The following is an 18,652-nucleotide window of genomic DNA, read 5'->3' on the forward strand; positions in this document are numbered from 1 at the left end:
ATTGGAAAAAACAAGGGTTTTGCATGTTGTAAGGGAAGCAGAAGGCGGTATGAAGAAGCATCTGTTATCGCTTCTTAATGGACTTGATAAAGACAAGTATCAATTAGCCGTTGGCTGCTCTTTTGATAAAAAAACAATGGACGACTTGATAAAAGATGGTGTATCTGTTTACAGTGTTAATATTTGTGATGGAATAAATTTTAAAAAGGATTTTGCTGCGTTAAAGGAGATTAGAGCCATTATAGATGATTTCAAACCACATATCATCCATTTTCATGGTGCAAAAGCGTCCTTAGTTGGAAGGCTGGCTTCACTTGGATATAATTTAAAGATCGTTGTGACAGTGCACAATTTTCCTAATTACAATAACATGAACAAGGTAAAAAAGTATTTTTATCTGACTATCAATAAACGCTTAAATAAAAAGACAGATGCAGTAATTGCAGTGTCTTACGCCCTTAAAAAAGCTGTTGCAGACGAAGAAAACATGCCGCCTGATAAAGTGCGTGTAGTGTACAACTGCATTGATGTGCCACAAATCATTAAAGAGCCTTTGAAATTGAGAGAAAAATACGGCATAGCTTCAGATACTCTTATAATTGGTTGTGTTGCGAGGCTTATACCGTCAAAAGGTGTTCAAGATTTAATTGAAGCATTGAACATACTTAGAGGAAAAGTTAAAGCATTTGTCTTTATAGCAGGAGATGGGCCTTATAAGGAACATCTTAAAGATATGGTGCGGGATTTAAAACTTGATAATGTGGAATTTTTGGGGTTTATAGAAGATATATTCAATTTTTTAAGCAGTATAGATATCTTTGTATTGCCGTCTCACAGCGAAGGCTTTGGCATATCGGTTGCTGAGGCTATGGCGTTAGGTGTACCTGTCATTGCTACAGACGTTGGAGGGATACCTGAAATAGTTAGAAATGATGAAAATGGAATCATCGTAAAATCTGAAGCCCCTAATGATTTGGCCAATGCCATTGAAATTCTTGCGTTAAATGAAGATTTGAGAAATAAATTTTCAAAAAAAGGCAAAGAATATATTTTAAGCAATTTTTCAAGAGAAAAAATGATAAATGAATTGGAGCTTTTGTACGATGAACTTAGGAGGAAATGAAAGTTTGAGCAGGGTAAAAGAGAAAAAAGAAAGGCTTAGAAAATTGAGAATGTTATACTTATTCATATCGATTTACATAATTTTTATCACGTTATGCATATTTCAAGTAGATTACACGTTTAATGATTTAACAACAGGCATTGCAAGTCAAAGCATATTTAAGGTGGCTATAAGCAAAGATTTTCTCAACATAACTTTTTTGGGACAGCATAACCATGTGCCATTAAAAGGCGTTAATGGTCTTTTCAAATCTCTGTACAAGTGATTTTTTATGCTATAATATTAATATATGTGAAGGAGGTTTGAAATGTCTAAAGTTAGAAAGGAAAACAAGAGGAATTTTTGCATTATAGCCCATATAGACCATGGTAAATCTACTCTGGCAGATAGATTGATTGAGAAGACTGGAGTATTGACGGAAAGGGAAATGGAAGAGCAAGTTTTAGACAGCATGGACTTGGAGAGGGAAAGAGGCATAACCATAAAGCTTCAGCCAGTTCGCCTCATATACAAAGCAAACGATGGAGAAGAGTATGAATTGAATCTTATAGATACTCCTGGACATGTTGACTTTACGTATGAAGTTTCGAGGAGTATTGCGGCATGTGAAGGTGCTTTGCTGGTTGTTGATGCAACGCAAGGAATAGAAGCTCAAACGCTGGCAAACTTGTATCTGGCATTAGAGCACGATCTTGAGATTGTGCCTGTCATAAACAAGATAGATCTTCCATCTGCGGATCCTGATTTTGTAAAAAAGGAGATCGAGGACGTTATAGGCATCGATGCTGAAGATTCTTTGCTCATATCTGCTAAAGAAGGCATAGGCATTGAAGATGTTTTGGAAGCAATAGTAAAGAGAATACCGCCACCATCAGGAGACCAAGAAAAACCGCTTAAAGCATTGATATTTGATTCGTTTTACGATAACTATAAAGGTGCTATTAGTTTCATAAGGGTTTTTGACGGTACATTAAAGCAAGGCGATAAGATAAAGATGATGTCGACCGGGAAAGAATTTGAAGTGACGGAAGTAGGCATATTTAGGCCTAATCTAAGTCCAGTAGATTTTCTCACAGCCGGTGATGTTGGATATGTTGCTGCCAGCATAAAAAATGTCAGCGATACTCGTGTGGGAGATACCATAACAAATGCAGAATTTCCAGCATCTGAACCTTTGCCAGGGTATAAAAAAGTGACTCCCATGGTTTTCTGCGGCATATATCCAGCGGAAGGTGAAGATTATGAAAATCTAAAAGATGCTCTTATGAAACTGCAATTAAACGATGCATCATTGACGTTTGAGCCGGATACATCTGCAGCTCTTGGGTTTGGCTTTAGATGTGGCTTTTTAGGCCTTTTACATATGGACATAATACAGGAGAGGCTTGAGAGAGAATATAATCTGAATCTGGTGACTACGGCACCGGGCGTTATCTATAAAGTCTACAAGACAAACGGAGAAGTAATCGAACTTGATAATCCGACAAATTTGCCGGAGCCGACGTTGATCGATCATATAGAAGAACCTATAATAACTGCCACAATAATGTCTCCTACAGAGTACGTGGGGCCTATCATGGAGCTTTGTCAAGACAGAAGAGGCGTTTATCAAGGAATGGATTACCTTGAGCCTACCAGAGTGCTTATTAAATATGATATTCCATTGAATGAAATAATATATGACTTTTTTGACGCTTTAAAATCGCGAACAAAAGGATATGCTTCATTAGATTATGAGTTAAAAGGCTACAAGACATCAGATCTTGTGAAATTGGATATACTTATAAATGGCGAGATAGTGGACGCTTTGTCTATGATAGTCCATAAAGATAAGGCTTATGAAAGAGCCAGAAAGATGACAGAAAGGTTAAAAGAAAATATACCTCGCCATCTTTTCGAAATTCCTATCCAAGCTGCTATAGGTTCAAAGATAATAGCAAGGGAGACTGTCAAAGCATTGAGGAAAAATGTTTTGGCAAAGTGCTATGGCGGAGATGTTACGCGAAAGAAAAAATTATTAGAAAAGCAAAAAGAAGGCAAAAAGAGAATGAGACAAATAGGGAAAGTGGAAATTCCACAAGAGGCCTTCATGTCAATCTTAAAGCTTGATGATGACAATGATTAGATCTGGTATATATGTTCATATTCCGTTTTGCAAGAGAAAATGCTATTATTGCGATTTTAATTCCTATGCAAATATGGAAGATAGCTTTTTTTCGTTTAAAAAGGCAATAATAAAGGAAATTAAAACGAGAAAAGAGGAGCTTAAAGATATATACACTTCTGTGTATATAGGAGGAGGTACGCCAAATGTCTTGCCTCCTATATACATTGAAGAAATATTGGGTGAAATCTACGAAAACTACAGTTTAAGCAAAGATGCAGAGATCACGATCGAATTGAATCCTGGCTTAATAGATGAAGAAAAGCTTAAGTTATATAAAAAAGCAGGTGTAAATAGAATAAGCATAGGTTTGCAGTCCTGGCAAAATGATTTATTAAAAGCTATCGGTAGAATACATACAGTGAGTGATTTTATTGAAAATTATAGTATAGCATCTAAATATTTTGACAACATAAACATAGATATAATGTATGCACTGCCAAATCAGACTTTTGAGAATTTTAAAGAAACATTGACAAACGTAATCGCATTAAAGCCATCACACATTTCTTGTTATGGACTTATATTAGAAAAAGGAACGCCGCTTTACGATATGTATGAAAGAAATGAAGTTAAGCTTGCTGATGATGAATACGAATTGATGATGTTTCACTATGGTGCAGAGCTTTTAGAGGATAGTGGATACAGTCATTATGAAATATCAAATTACGCATTGCCTGGGTATGAATGTCGACATAACAAGCTGTATTGGATGGATTTGCACTATTTAGGCTTTGGACCAGGTGCATATTCGTTTGTAGGAAATAAGCGATTTGGCAATATAAAAGATGTTAAAAAGTACATAGGCATGATTAATAATGATGGACATGCTGTTGACGATGTTGATGAATTGTCTTTAGAGGATCAAATGTCTGAGTTTATGTTTTTAGGTCTTAGAATGATGGATGGAGTAAATGACAAAGACTTTAAAGAGAGATTTGGCGAAAGCATGTTCTTTGTATTTAAAAATGCCATTTATAAAAATATAGAGTTGGGGCTTTTAAGAAAAGAAGGTGAAAATCTTAAATTGACGCCAAAAGGCGTAGATGTGTCCAATAATGTGTTTGAGGATTTTTTATTTTAAAGTATTGACAAATATCCACAATAGTGGTATTTTTAAATCGTGATTAGCACTCTCAAGCTAAGAGTGCTAATAATAGAATTTGGGGTGGTGAATATGCCGTTAGATGATAGGAAAAAGAAGATTTTAGAAGCTGTGATTAATGACTATATTTTGACGGCAGAACCAATTGGATCTCGGACAATTGCAAAGCGATATAATCTTGGTGTAAGCTCGGCTACAATTAGAAATGAAATGGCTGACCTTGAGGAGATGGGGTATCTTGAACAGCCTCATACATCTGCAGGTAGAATACCATCTGATAAAGGATACAGGTTTTATGTTAATAATATATTAGAGCACTATTTGAATGAAAGTCGTGACGATGAAGTAGAGGCAATTGATGAGGTTTTTGCTGAGATAGACGATATAGTGAAGAAATATGCCAGGTTATTATCTACCATTACTAACCACACTATAGTGGTTAAGATGCCTCGAATTGATGAAAACACGATTAAGAGAATACAAATATTGCCTGTTGATGCAAATAAATTGATACTTCTTGTAATGACAGAATCAGGCATCATGAAAAACTATTTAATAAGCTTAAAGGATAATATTGATAATAATTTGTTTGAGTTTTTAAACAACCTGATCAACAATAAAATGATAGGAAAAAGAAAAAGAGAAATGGACCAGACGTTGAGAGATGAGATAAAAAAAGAGTCTGGCAGTGCTATCGGAATCATAGACAAGATTACAGATACGATTATAAATGGTTTAAAGCAGATGGATGAAACAGACTTGTATTCGGAAGGCATTTCAAATATTCTCAACTTTCCTGAGTACAAGGATCTCTTAAAAGCTAAAATGTTTTTTGATCTGATTGACAATAAAGACATTATGAATTCAGTATTAGAGCCTTTAGACGATTCCATCGATGTTACTATTGGAAGTGAAAGCAAGTTTGAAGAGATGTGGGATTTAAGCATAATCAAATCTACGTATAAGATAAATGGTGAGGTTGTTGGGACTTTTGGCATTATTGGGCCTACAAGGATGAATTACAAGAGGCTTATAAATGAAATAAACACGATGTCGAATGAATTGTCAAAAGTTTTGTCATATATATACCAAGAAAATAAGAGGTGAATCAATTGGATAGAGAAAAAGATACAATGGAAAGCAAAAACAATTTAGACGAAGATTTAAAAGACAATGTATCTGATGCTGACCGACCTCAAGATGACAGTGAAGGCAGCATAGGTACAGAAAATTCTGATCAGGGTGAAGAAAAAAATTACGAAGGAGAAATTGAAGAATTGAAAAATAAGCTTAAGCAAAAAGAAGATGAAGCAAATGAATACTTAGAAATGGCCCAGAGATTGAAAGCAGAATTTGAGAATTACAGGAGAAGGACAGAAAAGGAAAAAGCAGATCTGATTGAATATGGTAAAGAACAGGTAATCTTAGATATATTGCCAGTTATAGATAATTTTGAGAGAGCTCTTGAAGCATCTCACGGTGATAATGAGGAAATAGCTTCCTTTAAAGAAGGTGTCAATTTAATATACAGGCAATTTAAAGGTATTTTAGAAAAGATAGGGGTTAAAGAGATAGAGGCTTTAGGCCAAATATTTGATCCATATAAGCATCATGCTGTTATGCAGGAAGAGGTAGAAGATAAGAAGGAAAATGAGATAATTGAAGTTTTTCAAAAGGGATATATGTTTAATAATAAAGTAATAAGACCGAGTATGGTCAAAGTAGCAAAATAAAGTATAGGAATAGGAGGAGTAGATTATGGGAAAAATTATAGGAATTGATCTTGGCACAACTTTTTCGTGCGTAGCTGTTATGGAAGGAGGACAGCCGGTAGTCATACCAAACTCAGAGGGGGCCAGGACAACTCCATCTGTTGTGGCGTTTACAAAAGAAGGTGAAAGATTAGTAGGCCAAGTCGCAAAAAGACAGGCTATTACAAACCCTGAAAGGACAGTTATGTCTATAAAAAGACATATGGGTTCTGACTACAAAGTAACTATTGATGGAAAAAGTTATACACCGCAAGAGATTTCAGCAATGATACTGCAGAAGTTAAAAGCTGATGCTGAAGCGTACTTAGGAGAGAAAGTTACAGAGGCTGTAATAACAGTTCCTGCGTATTTCAATGACAGTCAAAGACAGGCAACCAAAGATGCAGGTAGGATAGCAGGACTTGATGTAAAGAGGATTATAAACGAGCCTACTGCGGCTTCATTGGCCTATGGGCTTGATAAGCAAGGCAATCAGAAGATAATGGTGTACGATTTAGGCGGTGGTACATTCGATGTATCTATACTTGAGATAGGCGATGGAGTATTTGAAGTATTGGCTACAAGTGGTAATAACCACTTAGGTGGTGATGATTTTGACCAGAGGATTATGGATTGGTTGGCAGACAACTTCAAAAAAGAGTATGGAATTGATCTGAGAAACGACAAGATGGCAATGCAGAGGCTTAAAGATGCAGCAGAAAAGGCGAAGATAGAACTTTCTTCTGCTATGACAGCTAACATAAACTTGCCTTTTATAACTGCTGATGCTACAGGTCCTAAGCACATAGATGTAAATCTTACAAGAGCAAAATTTGAGGAGCTTATCAATGATTTAGTGCAATCTACTGTAGAACCAGTAAATCGTGCATTAAGCGATGCAAAACTTAGTCCTGCAGATATTGATAAAGTGATATTAGTCGGCGGTTCGACGAGAATACCATTCGTTCAAGAGACAGTAAAAAGGATAATGGGCAAAGAACCGCACAAAGGCATAAACCCAGATGAATGTGTTGCAATTGGAGCCGCAATTCAAGGTGGTGTATTAGGAGGCGAAGTTAAAGACGTCTTACTATTGGATGTCACACCGCTTTCTCTTGGCATTGAAACACTTGGCGGTGTGTTTACAAAATTAATAGAAAGGAATACTACTATTCCTACAAAGAAGAGCCAAATATTCTCCACTGCTGCAGATGGGCAGACATCTGTTGAGATACACGTTCTGCAAGGTGAAAGACCAATGGCTCGTGACAATAAGACACTTGGAAGATTTACCCTGACTGGAATTCCACCTGCTCCAAGAGGAGTGCCTCAGATAGAGGTTACATTTGACATTGATGCTAATGGCATTGTCCATGTTTCTGCAAAAGATTTAGGTACAGGAAAATCTCAGAACATAACAATCACTTCTTCTTCTAATTTAAGCGAAGAAGAGATAAACAGAATGATGAATGAAGCGAAACAGCACGAAGAAGAAGACAGAAGGAGAAAAGAAGAGATAGAAGTAAGAAACAACGCAGATTCATTGATATATCAAGCTGAAAAGACTATGAAAGATTTAGCAGACAAGATGACACAACAAGAAAAAGATGATATAAATAAAGAGATAGAAAATGTAAGAAAAGCTCTTGAAGGCAGCGATATTAACGCTATAAAAAGTGCTTCAGAAAAATTGTCACAAGCATTTTACAATGTATCTTCACGCATATATCAGCAAGCAGGCGGTGCGGGTCAGGCAAATAGCTATAGCGGCAGCGATGGAACATCTAATAAAGATAATGTATATGAAGCAGACTATAGGATGGAAGATGACAACAAAGACAATAAATAAGAACCAGGGCAATCCTGGTTCTCATTCATGTTAAGAAAGGCAGGTGATGTGTATGGCAAAAGATTATTATGCAATATTGGGTCTTGATAAAAATGCCAGTGATGAAGATATAAAGAAGGCTTATAGGACTCTTGCAAAGAAGTATCATCCCGACTTAAATCCTGGCAATAAAGAAGCAGAACAAAAGTTTAAAGAGATAAATGAAGCATATCAGATTTTGTCTGATCCTCAGAAAAAAGCTCAATATGATCAATTTGGCGATGCAGCATTTAATCAAGGTGGTTTCAACCAAGGAGATTTTGGTGGCTTTGGCGGTTTTGGCCAAGGTGGATTTGATTTTGGCGGCTTTGGCGACATTTTTGGCGATATATTTGGCGATATGTTTGGAGGCAGCACCAGAAGAAAAACTGGTCCTCAAAAGGGAAATGATATAAGGATTAATCTGACTTTGTCCTTTGAAGAAGCTGCATTTGGTGTCGAGAAAGAGATTGAAGTTGAAAGATATGAAAAATGCGATAGGTGCAATGGTACCGGTGCAAACCCAGGAACGAAAGTAGATGTATGCCCTGAATGTCATGGAACAGGAGAGGTCAGGATAACGCAAAATACGCCTTTTGGCAGGATAGTCAATGTGAGAACATGTCCTAGGTGCCATGGAGATGGCAGGATAGTAAAAGATCCATGCTCAAAATGCCATGGAACTGGGAAAATAAGAAGAGCGAGAAAATTAAAAGTAAATATTCCTGCTGGAATTGATGAAGGACAAATGGTATCATTAAGAGGTGAAGGTGAACCAGGAGAAAGAGGAGGAGCTAATGGAGATCTTTTTATTGTAATAAGCATAAAACCTCATAAGATATTCAAGCGGGATGGATTCAATGTATTGCTTAAAATGCCTATTAGCTTTGTAGATGCTGCACTTGGTGCAGAGATAGAAGTTCCTACCCTTGACGGCAAAGCTATATACAATATTCCACCTGGAACTCAGACCGGAACGGTGTTTAGACTTAGGAACAAAGGAATACCTCATATCAATGGAAGAGGACGTGGTGACGAATTTGTGGAAGTATATATCGATGTTCCTAAGAAATTGACGGAAAAGCAAAAAGAGCTATTGAGGGAGTTTGACAAGCTGAGCAATGATAGCGGTGGTAAATCATTTTTTCAAAAAGTAAAAGATGCTTTTGGAGCATAAAAAAAGGGTGATATGATTGAAATGGCTTGAAGTTAAAATTACGACTTCAGTGGAAGCTGAGGAAGCTATAACAAATATAATGCATGAAGTTGGTGCAGGCGGTGTTGTCATAGAAGATCCAAATGATTTAAAGATGTTAAATGACAGCAATGAATGGGACTACGTAGATCCTGATATGATTGTAGATAGCGATAAAGTTGTAATATCTGCTTATTTTCCTCTTACTCCCAGTACAATTGACAAATTAAGCATAATCAAGGATAGAATAATAGGGCTTAAAGAATATAATCTGGACATCGGAGATTTTACGTTTGAAACGACTGAAGTCGATGATGAAGATTGGGCAAACAGCTGGAAAAAGTACTACAAAACTTTTAAGATTGGCAAACGTGTTGTCATAAAACCATCATGGGAAGATTATGACCCAGAAGAAAATGAAATAGTTGTTGAGTTAGATCCAGGTATGGCTTTTGGCACAGGCAGCCACGAGACAACAAAAATGTGTATAGAATTTTTAGAAGATAATGTTAAAAGTGGCGATACCGTGTTTGATGTTGGGTGCGGTACAGGTATATTGTCAATTGTCAGCTCTAAGTTAGGTGCAAAAAAAGTCTTTGCAGTCGATGTGGACGAAGTTGCATTAAAAGTGGCTTCTTTAAATGTGAAATTAAACAAACTGGACAATGTTGAGGTTTTGAAAAGCGATCTTTTAAAAGAGCTAAGCGGTGAAGCGGATTTAATAGTTGTAAATATTATAGCTGATATAATAATAAAAGCTACTTTTGACATACATGAAAAACTTAAAGAAAACGGCTTGTTTATATCAAGTGGAATAATTAAAGATCGTAAAGATGATGTTTTAAATGCTATTTCCGAATATTTTGACGTTATTGATGTCAAAGAAGATGGGGAATGGGTTGCAATATTATCAAGGAAAAAGTGAGTGCTGTGAGAAGACTTTTTATAAAAGATGAGGATATAAAAGATGGCATAGTCAGGATACATGGTGATGATGCTCATCATATAAAGGATGTATTAAGGTTAAAGATTGGAACTGATTTGGTGGTTTCTAATGGAGTGAAACAGTACAATGCTTCTATTCTTTCTATCGAAAGCACTTCTGTCTTATTAAAGATAGTTGGTGAGTTGCATCAAGTCGTAGAAAGTTCTATAAATGTAACGTTATTTCAAGGACTGCCAAAGTCTGATAAAATGGATTTGATTGTTCAAAAATGCACAGAGATCGGAATAAAAAAGATTGTACCTGTTGAAACCGAGTTTTCGGTTATAAAGGTTAAAGAAAAAAGCATAGGCAACAAAATAAACAGGTGGAATAAAATTTCTCAAGAAGCATCAAAGCAATCTGGAAGATTGATAGTGCCGGAAGTGCTGGAACCGATAAGTTTTAATATTGCTTTGAATTACATCCAAGAGTTTGATTTATGCATAATGCCTTACGAAAGAGAGACAAATGTAAGGCTAAAAGATGTTTTAAGGGAAAATAATGGTGCAAAAAATATTTGTATTTTTATCGGGCCTGAAGGTGGCTTCTCATCCAGTGAAGTAACTATGGCGACTAAAAATGGTGCTGTGATTGTCACATTGGGTCCAAGGATTTTAAGGACAGAAACAGCCGGTATTGTGGCTGGTTCTATAATTTTGTACGAATTAGGAGATTTAGGATAGACGGTTTTTATTTTTGCCTCTTAAATGTTTCGAGGCTTATTTTTTTATATTTCGTTAAATGTTATAATAAATTTTGAACTTTATAACAAACGATATGGGAGGAATATTACGAAGTGGCAAAGGCAAACATAGCTTTAGACGCTGACGAATTTTATGATGTATATGGCCGCAAAAAAACTGTGTCATTTTTTACATTAGGTTGTAAAGTAAATCAATATGAGACGGAAGCCATGGCTGAGATTTTCAAGAGTTCAGGATATGATGTTGTAGGGTTCGATGAATATGCCGATGTGTATGTCATAAACACATGCACCGTGACTGGTCGAGGCGATATGAAATCAAGGCAGGAAATAAGAAAGGCTAAAAAAATCAATCCAGATTCTGTGATTGCTGTGGTTGGCTGTTATTCGCAAGTGGCCTCAAATGAAGTTTTAAATATACCTGAAGTCAATGTTGTTTTAGGCACTAAAAACAAGGGAGAAATAGTCAAATTAGTAGAGAAAGCGGCGAGTGCCAATAAGGTAAATGCCGTTGAAGATATATTTAAAGATAGAAAATTCGAGGAACTTAAGATATCAGCTCAAGAAGGTCATACGCGGGCATATTTAAAGATACAAGATGGGTGCAATCAATACTGTACTTACTGTATTATACCGTATGCCAGAGGTCCTATAAGGAGCAGAAAGCCTCATGACATATTGGATGAGGTTAAAAGGCTTAAAGATAATGGCTATAAAGAAGTAGTGTTGACAGGCATACACGTTGCATCATATGGCAAAGACTTGGAAAATGTGGATTTGCTTGATATAATAAAGATGATACACGAAATCGAGGGTATCGAAAGGATACGCCTAAGTTCAGTTGAGCCTACATTTTTAACCGAAGATTTCGTAAGAGAAGTTTCTATTTTGCCGAAATTTTGCAGACACTACCATATATCATTGCAAAGTGGTTCGGACAGTGTCCTTAAAAGAATGGGTAGAAAATACACCACCAGTGAATACAAAAAGATTATAGAGAGAGTTAGAAAGTACGTCGAAGATGTGGCAATAACAACTGATATAATGGTAGGGTTTCCTGGAGAAACCGAGAGTGAGTTTGACGAAACTTATAATTTTGTAAAAGACATACAATTCAGCAAGATGCATGTCTTTAAGTATTCAAGGCGAGCGGGAACAAAAGCGGCAAATTATCCCGACCAAATTAAAAATTCTGTTAAGGAAGAGAGAAGTAAGATATTAATTAAGCTTTCAGAAGAATGCGAATCAGAATTTTACAAAAGGTTTTTAGGCAGCACGCTAAATGTTCTATTTGAACAGAAGGTTAAAGAACTGCAGGGATATGTAGAAGGACTTACTGACAACTATATTAGAGTGGCAGTAAAGTCGGATTTAAACATTAAGAATAAAATACTACCTGTAAAGTTAGTAGACGTAAGAAAAGATTTTGCTATTGGCAATATAGTTGAAGGAGGTGAGATGATTGAGTGATTGCATTTTTTGCAAGATCATAAATAGGGAGATTGAATCAAAAATAATTTACGAAGATGATTATGTAGTTGCCTTTCCCGACATCAATCCACAAGCGCCAGTTCACTTGCTTATAGTCCCAAAAGCTCATATTGATTCTCCATTGGACATTGATGACAAGAACAAAGAGCTTGTAGGACATGTCTATGTAATTGCAAAAAAGCTGGCTAAGCAGTATGGGATTGATAGCAAAGGATATAGGATAGTATCCAATTGTGGCGACGACGGTGGACAAACTGTTCACCATATACATTTTCATCTTTTAGGCGGAAGATTTATGACATGGCCTCCAGGGTAAACATTGACACAAATTGGTTTTTAGATTATAATATATTAAGATATCCCAATAATATTTGCAGCAATAAATGCAGCTTACATTTGGCAGTTTATCCGGAGGGAGGGAGATTACAGTGTCAGAAGTTCGAGTTGGAGAAAATGAGTCCCTTGATAATGCGTTGAGAAGATTTAAGCGCCAATGCTCAAGAAGTGGCGTTCTTTCTGAATTAAGGAAAAGGGAACATTATGAAAGCCCAAGCGTAAAACGCAAAAAGAAATCAGAAGCAGCAAGAAAAAGAAAGTACAAATTTGGAAAATAAGGAAGTGTGGTTATGACCCTTAAGGATCGATTGTACAAAGATATGGTTGATGCTATGAAATCAAAAGATGTATTCAGAAAAAATATTCTAAGCATGGTTAGATCTTCAATATTGCAAGTAGAAAAGGATACAGGAAAAGTCCTTGATGATGAAGGGGTCATTAATGTAATTTCAAGAGAGATAAAACAAAGAAAAGAGGTTTTGCCTGAATACGAGAAAGGTGGCAGGCAAGATTTGGTAGATAAAGCGAACCGTGAAATAGAAATTATGTTGGAGTATATGCCACAGCAGTTGACTGATGATGAGATAGATGAAATCGTAAGAGGTATTATCGATGAGACTGGTGCTACAAACAAAAATGACATAGGTATGGTTATGAGCAAGGTGATGCCTCTTGTGAAAGGCAAGGCTGATGGCAATAAAGTTAAGACGATAGTTTCGCAGCACTTACAATGATAAAAAAACTTGGTACTTAGATGTATCAAGTTTTTTTGCTTTTTTGCATGGAACATAGATCCATGCTTTTTTTATTTTAAAATTCCTTAAAAGAATGTTTTTACTTGAAGATTCATAAGATTTAACGGGAGGAGGCTTTATAATGAAGTCAAATACCATAAAAGAGGGAATTCTGAATTTAGTGGATTTTCCTAAAGATGTTTTATTGAACCTTCCTAAGATAACAGTAATAGGCAACACGCAAATTACCGTGGAAAATCATAGAGGCATAATAGAATATATTCCCGAAAGAATAAGGATCAATTCTACGATAGGCATGATCAGAATAACAGGTAAAAACATGATTATAAATTCAGTAATGACAGAAATATTAGTCATTACTGGGAAAATATTAAATATAGAAATAATTGTATAAAATTTTCTTTGCCTTGTAATTAGTTGCAAAAAGGCAAAAGGGGGTATTTGTTTGCTGGCTATAAAATTGTGGAATTTTTTATACGGGTATGCTATTATAAGAATAGAAGGCTTGTCGATAGAGAGATTTTTAAACATTGTTATATCTAAAAACATATATGTATGGGATGTAGAAAGGACGAATCACACCACAATAGTAGCAAAGATCAGTTTAAAAGGGTTCAAGCTTCTCTTGCCGTATACGAAAATGACGAATTGCAGGGTTTACATCGTTGAAAAAAGAGGGTTGCCGTTTATTGTCTTTTATTTAAAGAGGAGAAAAATGTTGGTTTTAGGTGCAGTAGCGTGTGTGGTGCTGGCATATCTTTTTTCGATGTTTATATGGTCTATTGAGATAGATGGTGGACAAAATATAAGTGAAGCCTCTATAATTTCAGAACTTGACAAATTGGGGCTTAAAGCTGGTGTATTAAAGCCGTCGATAGATATTCATAAGATTCAACAAGAATTTTTGATGGATGAAAAAGATGTAGCATGGATTGGCATTGACATAAAAGGCACAAAAGCAATAGTTAAGGTTGTGAAGAAAACTGCGCCACCTGCTGTAATAGATGAAAATGTGCCATGTAATATAATAGCTAAAAAAGATGGTATAATATATAAAATGACAGTATTAGAAGGCGATGCTTTAAAAAAGGTTGGAGATACAGTAAAGACGGGAGACGTCTTAGTATCTGGGGTAATAGAAAGGCCTAACACAAACACGCGGTTTGTGCATTCAATGGGTACAATACTGGCAAGAGTCTGGTATGAAGGTTACGCGGATGTTAATTTAGTGCAGCAAAAGTACAAGAGGACTGGCAGAAAGATCACTATGACGAAAATTTCAATGGGCAGCAGTACTTTAACTCTCTCATCAAGAAAAATCGATTTTAAGAATTATGATAGAGAAGTGAGAAATTTAACTTCCTCAGCTTCTCCAATAAGAATCGTAAATGAGACATATTACGAGACTGTCCCGATTGAAATAAAGCTTACAAAAGATGAAGCAGAAAAATTAGCTGTGGAAAATGCTCTTAAAAATATTTCCCCCGCTTTTGGGAAAGATGCTAAAATAGTCAATAGACAGGAAAAGATGACGATGATAAACGCAAACGTGCTGCGAGCTGACGTCATAGTGGAAGTGATAGAGGATATTGGAACGCAAGAGAACATCAATTATAATACGGAGGTAAAAATTGAAAGAAGTAACAATTGATATCAATAATATTGAACAAGCTGCAAATTTATTTGGCAAGTTTGATGAAAATATAAAATTGATTGAAGAAGGAATGGATGTAAAGATTGTCGTCAGAGATGATATGATTAAGATCAGTGGTGAAGAAGCCAATGTGGATGGGGCAGAAAAGGTGTTTAGTGAGCTTATAGATATAATCAATAGCGGTGAGATTATAACAGCTCAAAACGTCTTATACGCCATGAGATTAGTCAATATGGGAGAGGAAGAGAAGCTAAAATCCATCTTATCTGACATTGTATGCATTACATCAAGAGGAAAACAGATAAGGTGTAAAACTTATGGTCAGAAACGCTATGTAAACGCCATAAGAAGTAATGAAATTGTCTTTGGGATTGGACCCGCAGGTACAGGAAAGACGTATCTTGCTATGGCAATGGCTGTAACATCTTTGAAAAATAAAGAAGTTGGGCGAATTATTTTGACGAGGCCTGCAGTTGAAGCAGGAGAGCGGCTGGGCTTTTTGCCAGGCGATTTGCAAGAGAAGGTTGATCCGTATTTAAGACCGCTGTACGATGCGTTATACGACATTCTTGGAGCTGAAACATTTCAAAAATACATGGAAAAGGGACTTATTGAAGTTGCTCCGTTGGCGTATATGAGGGGCAGAACTTTGGACGATTCATTTATAATACTTGATGAAGCTCAAAATACTACTCCAGAGCAAATGAAGATGTTTTTAACAAGGATTGGATTTGGATCTAAGGCGGTTATAACGGGCGACGTTACACAGGTGGATTTGCCTAAAGGAAAAAGATCTGGACTTAAAGATGTCATTGAAATTTTAAATGGTATAGAAGGCATAGAATTTGTTTTACTAAAAGAGCAGGATGTTATAAGACATCCCCTTGTTGCTAAGATAGTAAAAGCTTATGAAGTGTTTGAAAAGTCTAAAAAAACTGATGATGCGGAAGAAGAAAATTCTTCTTGGGAGGATTAATTTAGATGCATATAAAGGACATGCCGATTAGAAAAATATTTTTAAGTCAAAAGGCATATTTGATATATATTACAACTATATACATCATTGTATCGATATTTTTGTTTTACACAGCCATAACGCCGCCTAAAATCGATATAAAAGCTGGAGACGTTGCTCAGATAGATATTAAAGCACCGAAGGACATTGTTGACAATTTGGCAACACAAAAAAAGATTCAAGAAGCCATGAACAGTGTAAATCCTAAATACGATTACGATGAAAATGTTGCACAAGAATCTTACATTAAGCTTACTGATTTTTTTAATAAACTTAGGAGCGTTAGAAAGTCCAGCGGCCAGATTGACGAAAAAATTAGCACATTAAGAGAAACATTGCCAATTAAACTTGACGACCAATCTCTTAAAGTTTTGCTTTCTGCTGAAGACAATACGATAATTGCGGTGGAATCTTTAGCTATTTCAACTGAGAAAGCTACTATGTCACGTCAGATTACAGATGATGCTTTATCTGGTGCATTAAGCAGCGTAAAAAGTGTTGTAGATAGTTCAGATCTGAGCCAAGATCTAAAGCCGATAGTATATAAAATACTATCTTCTGTCATATCTCCTAATATGATATACAATGCAACTGAGACTGAGATGGCAAGAAAAGAAGCTGCTTCAAAGGTAGAGCCTGTCGTCTATAAGAAAGGGCAGAATATCATCGTAAGCGGTGAAGTAGTGACAAACGATCAAATTCAGGTCTTAAAAGCATTGGGACTTCTTAAAAATAACAGCAGAGTAGATTTTGCTATGCTGTCTGGCATCATCGTCTTATTGGGCGTATCTTTATTTATTGCTGGCTATTATATAATTAAGCTTAATAAAAAAGTGAGGGAGAAGTACGCGTATATCCAAATACTTTACCTTTTGGGTATAATATATTATTTCATAGTTATAGCATTGAAAAACATAAATCCGTTGCTTATTCCATCAGAGCTTATCGCCCTGTCTGTTTCGGCCATATTAGATCCTTTTATTGCCGTAACGCTTAATACATTCTTTTCTATTATAAGTGGCATGATGCTAAATTTTAATCAGGCTTTCTTTGTAATGTCCATATTTGGAGGGACAATTGGAGCAATAAAGATGGCTAATTCAAGGCAGAGAATCGATTTTGTCAAAGCTGGCATATATATAAGTGCTGCCAATACATTGTCCATATTAGGAGTGGGGCTTATTAATAGCAATAATATTTTATCTGTTTTAGAGAATAGCCTTTGGGGAATAATTAGCGGTGCTTTTAGTGTCATATTAGCCATTGGATTACTTCCATTTTGGGAATCTGGTTTTGACATCATAACGCCTTTAAAATTGCTGGAGCTTTCAAATCCAAATAATCCTTTGCTGAAGAAGCTGATGATGGATGCCCCTGGCACATATCATCACAGCATAATAGTTGCTAATTTGGCTGAAGCAGGTTCTGATGCAATTGGTGCCAACAGCCTATTGACACGAGTTGGGGCATATTACCATGATATAGGCAAAGTAAAAAGACCGTATTTTTTCAAAGAAAATCAATTTACGGATGAAAATTTGCATGATAAAATATCGCCAGATTTAAGTTCACTGGTGATTACGTCTCACGTTAAAGACGGCGTTGAGCTTGCTAAAAAATATAAGTTACCTGAAGATATAATAAATTTAATACGAGAACACCATGGTACATCTCTCGTAAAATATTTTTACAGTAAAGCATTAAAGACAGATGATTTATGTGAAGAGGACTCGTTTAGGTATCCGGGCCCAAAACCTCAGACTAAGGAATCTGCAATTTTAATGTTGGCAGATTCCATTGAAGCTGCTGTAAGGTCCCTTCACGATCCTACAGACGATGAGATTGAAACTATGGTCAACAAAATAATCGACGACAGATTGAAAGATGGTCAGCTTAATGAAAGCAATTTGACTTTAAAGGACATAAAGGATTTGTCAAAATCATTTTTGACGTCTTTAAACGGAATATTTCACCGCAGGATAGAGTATCCTGAAATAGAAAATAATAAGGCAGAGGTGTTACAATGAATATTTTAATTGATAATAGGCAGGATAAAGTTGATGCAAAAGGATTGGATAAGATAGTGGAAGATGTGGTGCGGACAGCGTTGGAAGTTGAGGGCGTTGTCGATGATGTGGAGGTAAGCGTATCTTTTGTTGACAATGAGGAGATCCACAAGTTAAACAAGTATTACAGAAATGTCGATAGAGAAACTGATGTATTGTCTTTTCCACTGGTGGAGTTTGAAGAAATTTACACAGATATAGATGAAGAAGATGATGATTTAGATGAAGTACAACCTATAGGCGACATAGTAATTTCTTTGGAGAAGGCGAAGCAGCAAGCTGAAGAATACGGACATTCTTTTATAAGGGAAGTCGCATACCTTACAGCCCACAGCATGTTTCATTTAATGGGATACGATCATGAAACAGAAGACGAAAAAAAGATAATGAGGGAAAAAGAAGAAGAAGTTATGAGACGTCTAAAAATAGAAAGGTGATACAT

General features: G+C 36.0%; 19 protein-coding genes. All 19 read left to right on the forward strand.

Annotation, left to right across the window (positions count from 1 at the left end; translation table 11 throughout):
- Position 1: 1 nt before the first annotated feature.
- The 19 genes from GSH73_RS05975 to ybeY all read left to right on the forward strand — a co-directional run bounded on the left by GSH73_RS05975 (position 2) and on the right by ybeY (position 18,647).
- Positions 2-1,123, forward strand: a complete 1,122-nt coding sequence (locus GSH73_RS05975; protein ID WP_014758912.1) for a glycosyltransferase family 4 protein — start codon at positions 2-4, stop codon at positions 1,121-1,123.
- Between the two features lie 4 nt (positions 1,124-1,127).
- Positions 1,128-1,388: a hypothetical protein gene (locus GSH73_RS05980; protein WP_038069038.1), complete on the forward strand. Its 261-nt coding sequence runs from the start codon at positions 1,128-1,130 to the stop codon at positions 1,386-1,388.
- Between the two features lie 42 nt (positions 1,389-1,430).
- On the forward strand, positions 1,431-3,248 hold the full coding sequence (lepA, locus tag GSH73_RS05985; RefSeq protein ID WP_014758910.1) for a translation elongation factor 4: 1,818 nt from the start codon (positions 1,431-1,433) through the stop codon (positions 3,246-3,248).
- The gene (hemW, locus tag GSH73_RS05990; RefSeq protein ID WP_235062556.1) at positions 3,235-4,371 is read left to right on the forward strand and encodes a radical SAM family heme chaperone HemW; all 1,137 of its coding nucleotides are present in this window, start codon (positions 3,235-3,237) and stop codon (positions 4,369-4,371) included. Before lepA ends, hemW begins: the two co-directional genes overlap by 14 nt.
- Positions 4,372-4,464: 93 nt before the next feature.
- A complete protein-coding gene (gene hrcA / locus GSH73_RS05995) occupies positions 4,465-5,499 on the forward strand; it encodes a heat-inducible transcriptional repressor HrcA (protein ID WP_014758908.1) in 1,035 nt (344 codons plus the stop codon).
- Positions 5,500-5,525: 26 nt separating this feature from the next.
- Positions 5,526-6,125 carry a nucleotide exchange factor GrpE gene (gene grpE / locus GSH73_RS06000; protein WP_038069031.1) on the forward strand — a complete coding sequence of 200 codons (600 nt, stop codon included), beginning with the start codon at positions 5,526-5,528 and terminating at the stop codon, positions 6,123-6,125.
- Positions 6,126-6,150: 25 nt separating this feature from the next.
- Positions 6,151-7,992, forward strand: coding sequence for a molecular chaperone DnaK (gene dnaK, locus GSH73_RS06005; protein ID WP_014758906.1), 1,842 nt, complete (start codon positions 6,151-6,153; stop codon positions 7,990-7,992).
- A gap of 52 nt (positions 7,993-8,044) precedes the next feature.
- Positions 8,045-9,187, forward strand: coding sequence for a molecular chaperone DnaJ (gene dnaJ, locus GSH73_RS06010; protein ID WP_014758905.1), 1,143 nt, complete (start codon positions 8,045-8,047; stop codon positions 9,185-9,187).
- Positions 9,188-9,203: 16 nt separating this feature from the next.
- Positions 9,204-10,130 carry a 50S ribosomal protein L11 methyltransferase gene (prmA, locus tag GSH73_RS06015; protein WP_014758904.1) on the forward strand — a complete coding sequence of 309 codons (927 nt, stop codon included), beginning with the start codon at positions 9,204-9,206 and terminating at the stop codon, positions 10,128-10,130.
- Positions 10,100-10,873, forward strand: a complete 774-nt coding sequence (locus tag GSH73_RS06020; protein ID WP_201739046.1) for a 16S rRNA (uracil(1498)-N(3))-methyltransferase — start codon at positions 10,100-10,102, stop codon at positions 10,871-10,873. The genes prmA and GSH73_RS06020 overlap by 31 nt, the downstream gene beginning before the upstream one ends.
- A 113-nt stretch (positions 10,874-10,986) precedes the next feature.
- Positions 10,987-12,363 carry a tRNA (N(6)-L-threonylcarbamoyladenosine(37)-C(2))-methylthiotransferase MtaB gene (mtaB, locus tag GSH73_RS06025; RefSeq protein ID WP_014758902.1) on the forward strand — a complete coding sequence of 459 codons (1,377 nt, stop codon included), beginning with the start codon at positions 10,987-10,989 and terminating at the stop codon, positions 12,361-12,363.
- The gene (locus tag GSH73_RS06030; RefSeq protein ID WP_014758901.1) at positions 12,356-12,700 is read left to right on the forward strand and encodes a histidine triad nucleotide-binding protein; all 345 of its coding nucleotides are present in this window, start codon (positions 12,356-12,358) and stop codon (positions 12,698-12,700) included. The genes mtaB and GSH73_RS06030 overlap by 8 nt, the downstream gene beginning before the upstream one ends.
- Positions 12,701-12,812: 112 nt before the next feature.
- Entirely contained in the window at positions 12,813-12,998 is a 186-nt protein-coding gene (gene rpsU / locus GSH73_RS06035) for a 30S ribosomal protein S21 (RefSeq protein ID WP_013297679.1), read from the forward strand.
- A 12-nt stretch (positions 12,999-13,010) separates the two neighbouring features.
- Complete coding sequence (locus GSH73_RS06040; RefSeq protein WP_014758900.1) at positions 13,011-13,454, forward strand: GatB/YqeY domain-containing protein; 444 nt, start codon at positions 13,011-13,013, stop codon at positions 13,452-13,454.
- 142 nt (positions 13,455-13,596) lie between these two features.
- Complete coding sequence (gene yqfC / locus GSH73_RS06045) at positions 13,597-13,869, forward strand: sporulation protein YqfC (RefSeq protein WP_013788273.1); 273 nt, start codon at positions 13,597-13,599, stop codon at positions 13,867-13,869.
- Positions 13,870-13,920: 51 nt separating this feature from the next.
- The gene (gene yqfD, locus GSH73_RS06050; protein ID WP_014758899.1) at positions 13,921-15,126 is read left to right on the forward strand and encodes a sporulation protein YqfD; all 1,206 of its coding nucleotides are present in this window, start codon (positions 13,921-13,923) and stop codon (positions 15,124-15,126) included.
- Positions 15,107-16,105, forward strand: a complete 999-nt coding sequence (locus GSH73_RS06055) for a PhoH family protein (protein WP_013788271.1) — start codon at positions 15,107-15,109, stop codon at positions 16,103-16,105. Before yqfD ends, GSH73_RS06055 begins: the two co-directional genes overlap by 20 nt.
- A gap of 5 nt (positions 16,106-16,110) precedes the next feature.
- The gene (locus GSH73_RS06060; protein ID WP_014758898.1) at positions 16,111-18,171 is read left to right on the forward strand and encodes an HD family phosphohydrolase; all 2,061 of its coding nucleotides are present in this window, start codon (positions 16,111-16,113) and stop codon (positions 18,169-18,171) included.
- Complete coding sequence (gene ybeY, locus GSH73_RS06065; protein ID WP_014758897.1) at positions 18,168-18,647, forward strand: rRNA maturation RNase YbeY; 480 nt, start codon at positions 18,168-18,170, stop codon at positions 18,645-18,647. The genes GSH73_RS06060 and ybeY overlap by 4 nt, the downstream gene beginning before the upstream one ends.
- Positions 18,648-18,652 lie beyond the last annotated feature (5 nt).

This window comes from Thermoanaerobacterium aotearoense (assembly GCF_009905255.1).
Classification (GTDB): Bacteria; Bacillota; Thermoanaerobacteria; order Thermoanaerobacterales; family Thermoanaerobacteraceae; genus Thermoanaerobacterium; species Thermoanaerobacterium aotearoense.